The organism is Paraburkholderia sp. BCC1876 (genome assembly GCF_902833695.1).
In the GTDB taxonomy this organism is placed as follows: Bacteria; Pseudomonadota; Gammaproteobacteria; order Burkholderiales; family Burkholderiaceae; genus Paraburkholderia.
Genome location: NZ_CADFGI010000066.1, coordinates 1 through 493, shown reverse-complemented (window position 1 = coordinate 493; position 493 = coordinate 1). Strand labels below are relative to the sequence as shown.

Below are 493 nucleotides of genomic sequence, written 5' to 3'. Positions count from 1 at the left end.
AAGGCCCGCGCCAAGGAGCGCATCTTCTCGTTCCGCGACGAGTTCGGCCAATGGGATCCGAAGGCCCAGCGCCCGGAACTCTGGAGCCTCTACAACGCGCGCCTGCACAAGGGCGAGCACCTGCGCGTGTTCCCGATCTCGAACTGGACCGAGCTCGACGTCTGGCAATACATCGCGCGCGAGCAGCTCGAACTGCCCTCGATCTACTACGCGCACCAGCGCGAGATCGTGCGCCGCAACGGTCTGCTGGTGCCGGTCACGCCGCTCACGCCGATGCGCGAGGGCGAGGTCAGCGAAACCGCCCAGGTGCGTTTCCGCACGGTCGGCGACATCTCCTGCACCTGCCCGGTGGAGAGCGATGCCGACGACGTCGAGAAGATCATCGCCGAGACCGCGGTGACCGAGATCACCGAGCGCGGCGCCACGCGGATGGACGACCAGACCTCCGAGGCCGCGATGGAACAGCGCAAGAAGCAAGGTTATTTCTGAAGCA

The 493-nt window shown here is 65.9% G+C and carries 1 protein-coding gene; it reads left to right on the top strand.

Annotated features, from left to right (window positions below; all coding sequences use genetic code 11):
• Nucleotides 1-489: sulfate adenylyltransferase subunit CysD (gene cysD, locus HWY05_RS37785; protein WP_176061494.1), on the top strand; the 489-nt coding region annotated here is incomplete at its 5' end.
• Nucleotides 490-493 lie beyond the last annotated feature (4 nt).